Source organism: Mesorhizobium sp. M4A.F.Ca.ET.022.05.2.1 (assembly GCF_003998845.1).
In the GTDB taxonomy this organism is placed as follows: Bacteria; Pseudomonadota; Alphaproteobacteria; order Rhizobiales; family Rhizobiaceae; genus Mesorhizobium.
Genome location: NZ_RZOJ01000513.1, coordinates 1 through 3,671 on the forward strand (window position 1 = coordinate 1; position 3,671 = coordinate 3,671).

Here is a 3,671-nt window from a genome sequence, read left to right on the forward strand (position 1 = left end):
GTCCAGCACGACGTCGACATCATCGGTGCCTCCTCGCTCGCGGCCGGACACCTGACGCTGATCCCCCAGCTCAAGGAAGCCTTGAAGAAGCTCGGCCATGGCGACATGCTGATCGTCGCCGGCGGCGTCATCCCGCCGCAGGATTATGACGCCGTGCTAAGGGCGGGTGCGGCGGAAATCTTCCCGCCGGGCACGGTCATTCCCGAAGCGGCGGACAGGCTGATGGATCGGCTGCTGGCGGAAGGCTGAGTGCTGTTATAATTTCTGTTGTAACGCGGAGAAAATGGCGTTATAATTCACGTTACAACAAGACAATCTGTCATGCACACCACCATTCGCAAGATCGGCAATTCCGAAGGGGTTATCCTGCCGAAGGAACTCCTCGACCGCCTGAACATGAAGGCGGGCGACCAGCTCCAGATCGTTGAAACGGACAAGGGCATTGTCCTTGAACCGGTGGACGACAGCTTCGAGCGGCAGATGGAAGCCGCCCGCAAGGTCATGGACAAGTACAAGGTCGCGCTTCAGAAGCTCGCCGAATGAGCTGGGAGTTTCTGTCGCGTCGCGCCGTCGAAGCGATGCACGCCGAGCAGTTGCGCCGACATGGTGGCGCGCAGGGTTTGAGAGACGAGAATGCGCTCGAATCCGCGCTCGCCCGTGCCGAGAACAAGGCCAACTATGGTGATCCGTCGATCGAGGAACTGGCGGCGGCCTACATCTTCGGCATTGCCGGGAACCACGCGTTTGTCGATGGCAACAAGCGCACGGCCATGGTGGCGGCCGGCGCGTTCCTAATCATCAATGGCTACGGCCTTACAGCCGACGACGGTACGATCTACGAATTCGTGATGGGTGTTGCGGCGGGCGAGATCAACGAGGAAGGCGCCGCGGCATTCTTCCGCGACCATGTGGTCAAGCTCGAGGACTAGCTTTCGGCCTTGTCCGAGAGCTTCGTGATCTCCCACTCCTTGCCGTTGACGCTCGCGACATCGCCAAGCTTCTTGCCGAACAGCGCGATGGCCATCGGCGAGACATGGGAAATGCTGCCCTTTGACGGGTCGGCCTCGTCCTCACCGACGATCTTCCAATGCACCTTCTTGCCGTCATCGCCTTCCAGCGTCACACCCATGCCGAAGCGCACCACTTCGCTACCCGGCTCCGGCACGGAAAGCTCGGCGCTCTCGCGCCTGGCGGTCCAGTAGCGCAGGTCGCGCGACACGACCGCAATGCGCTCGCGGTCCGCTCGTCTCTCGGCCTTGCCCAATTCGTCGCGCAGACCTTCGAGTTCCTGATCGATCATGGCCAGGCCGCGCTCCGTCACCAGGTTGCGATGCGGGCTGATCGGACGCTCGCCGATGCCGGCGATGGCGTTTTCGCTGTCTTCTTCGCGGGTAAAAGCTCTGCTCATCCAATGAACTTAGGCCCGGTGCCGCCTCTGTACAAGCCGTAGTCCGATGGCAGACCTGGCACGATTCCTGCGACAGGGATGGCAAACGCCAGGACCTGTGCCGATGTTGAACAGACGAACGCTGCTCGCCCAGACCGCCGGCTTTGCCATCGCAGGCCTTTGTGCTGGCAAAGCCTCGGCCAAGGTCCTGCCCGGCATCGAGAAGGCCTCGATGCGCGGTTCGATCAACGCCACCGAACTCGGCGTGCAGCCGGGCGCGCTTGACGACCAGAGCAAGGCCTTCACCAAGCTCCTCAATGACGCCAGCGAGCGCGATGCGCCGGTGTTTTTGCCGCAGGGCTCCTATGTCGTGTCCAACCTCAGGCTGCCAGCGCGCCTACGCCTTAGCGGCGTGCCGGGCGCCACGCGCATCGTCTATGGCGGCAACGGGCATCTGATGATGGCCGAGCAGGCCGAGCATATCGAACTCAGCGGGCTGGTGTTCGACGGCTCGAACCGCTGGCTGGCTGACTATGCGCAGGGTCTGCTTGATCTCCGCCGCGTCGGCCATCTCGTCATCGACAATTGCCAGGTTACCGGCAGCGGCAAGAACGGGCTGGCGCTGGAACATGTTTCGGGCCGCGTTGAGCGTTCCGATATTTCCGGCGCGGCGGACGCCGGCATCTATTCGGTCGAGGCCGGCGGGCTTGAGATCTCCGGCAACACCGTGTCCGACTGCGCCAATGGCGGCATCCTGGTGCACCGCTGGCAGCAAGCGGAAGACGGCACCACCGTCAGCGGCAACCGTGTCGAGCGCATAAGGGCCCGCAATGGCGGCACCGGCCAGAACGGCAACGGCATCAATGCCTTCCGCGCCGGCAATGTCGTCATCTCGGGCAACATCGTCTCGGACTGTGCCTTCTCGGCGATCCGCGCCAACAGTTCCAGCAATCTGCAGGTCATCGGCAACACCTGTTCGCGCTCGGGTGAGACGGCGCTCTATTCCGAATTCTCCTTCGAGGGCGCCATCATCGGCAACAACATCATCGACGGTGCGGCCAATGGCATTTCGATCGTCAATTTCAATGAAGGCGGCCGCATGGGTGTGTGCTCGAACAACATCGTGCGCAATCTGTCGACGGTTGGCCCCTACCCCGCCGACGCGCCCGGCTTCGGCGTCGGCATCAGCGTCGAGGCCGACACCACGGTGTCGGGCAATGTCGTCGAGAACGCGCCGCTTTACGGCATGCAGATCGGCTGGGGTCCGTATCTGCGCAATGTCGTGGCGACCGGCAACATCATTCGCAAGGTCGGCACCGGCATTGCCGTCTCGGTGGTCGAGGGCGCAGGAACGGCGATCATCTCGGACAATGTCATCGACGACGCGCTGAACGGCGCGATCATCGGCCAGCGCTGGGCCGATCCGGCAACCGCCGACCTTGCCCAGTCAGGCAATGCCGGCTACGCGCATCTGACCGTCGAGCGCAACCACGTTTCCTAGCGTTAGCCAAGCGCAGCGGTCGGCCTTAGCGACCCGACCTTGGCGCCGATCCGGCTTTCGACCGGCGGATTGGCCTGTTCGACGAGCCTGGCGGCAACCGCCTCGTCATCGTGCAACAGCCTAGCCAGCACGGCGGCGATCATCACCTCGGCTCCTCTGCCGGCACCGTCATCGCATTTCAGCGCGATGCCGAGGCCGAGTTCGGGAATGGCGGCGCAATAGACGCCCTCGGCGCCGGTTTTGACGAAGATGCGGCCGGGCGCTGCCTGCATCAGCGCGACATCGGCCTTACCGGTGCCAGCGACGAGGAACGGCTCGGCCATGCACGCCGACAAAAGCCGCTTCGCCGCTTTGGCGCGCTGCGGCGAAAAGCCGGTGCCTGTCGCCATGCGGGCAAAACCCAGCGCGAAGCTTTTCAGCGGCACGGCATAGGTCGGGATCGAGCAGCCGTCGGTGGCGCAATGGTCGACGTCATGGGCAGCCTCCGTCACCGACTGCATGGCATCGCGCACCATCTCCTGCTGCGCATGGCCGGCTTTGACGTAGCCCCTGTGGGCAATCCCGGAATGCACGCAGGTACAGAGGAAGCCGGCATGCTTGCCGGAGCAGTTGTTGTGTAGCGCATTCGGCACGCTGCCGGTGCGGGCGAGAGCAATGGTGGTGTCATGGTTCGACGGCCAATGCGCGCCGCATTCGAGCGCGCTTCCGTCCAGACCGGCTTTCGCCAGCATCGCTTGCGCCAGTTCGACATGCGCCGGCTCGCCGGAATGCGAGGCGCAGGCC

General features: G+C 63.7%; 5 protein-coding genes and 1 pseudogene. 4 read left to right on the forward strand and 2 right to left on the reverse strand.

Annotated features, from left to right (window positions below; genetic code table 11):
• From EN745_RS31690 to EN745_RS31700, 3 genes and pseudogenes are all read left to right on the forward strand, one after another.
• Window positions 1-249: pseudogene (locus EN745_RS31690) on the forward strand (methylmalonyl-CoA mutase); the annotation flags it as partial.
• Between the two features lie 72 nt (window positions 250-321).
• Window positions 322-543 carry an AbrB/MazE/SpoVT family DNA-binding domain-containing protein gene (locus tag EN745_RS31695; RefSeq protein WP_127423067.1) on the forward strand — a complete coding sequence of 74 codons (222 nt, stop codon included), beginning with the start codon at window positions 322-324 and terminating at the stop codon, window positions 541-543.
• Complete coding sequence (locus EN745_RS31700) at window positions 540-929, forward strand: type II toxin-antitoxin system death-on-curing family toxin (RefSeq protein ID WP_127423068.1); 390 nt, start codon at window positions 540-542, stop codon at window positions 927-929. Before EN745_RS31695 ends, EN745_RS31700 begins: the two co-directional genes overlap by 4 nt.
• Here EN745_RS31700 and greA read toward each other — a convergent pair.
• Window positions 926-1,408, reverse strand: a complete 483-nt coding sequence (gene greA, locus EN745_RS31705) for a transcription elongation factor GreA (protein WP_126055799.1) — start codon at window positions 1,406-1,408, stop codon at window positions 926-928. The two genes, EN745_RS31700 and greA, sit on opposite strands and share 4 nt — an antisense overlap.
• Window positions 1,409-1,511: 103 nt before the next feature.
• Between greA and EN745_RS31710 the strand changes: the two genes are divergently transcribed.
• Complete coding sequence (locus EN745_RS31710; protein ID WP_126055800.1) at window positions 1,512-2,888, forward strand: TIGR03808 family TAT-translocated repetitive protein; 1,377 nt, start codon at window positions 1,512-1,514, stop codon at window positions 2,886-2,888.
• 2 nt (window positions 2,889-2,890) lie between these two features.
• Here EN745_RS31710 and EN745_RS31715 read toward each other — a convergent pair.
• Window positions 2,891-3,671, reverse strand: a 781-nt coding sequence (locus EN745_RS31715; RefSeq protein WP_127423069.1) for an asparaginase, incomplete at its 5' end; no start/stop codon positions are given.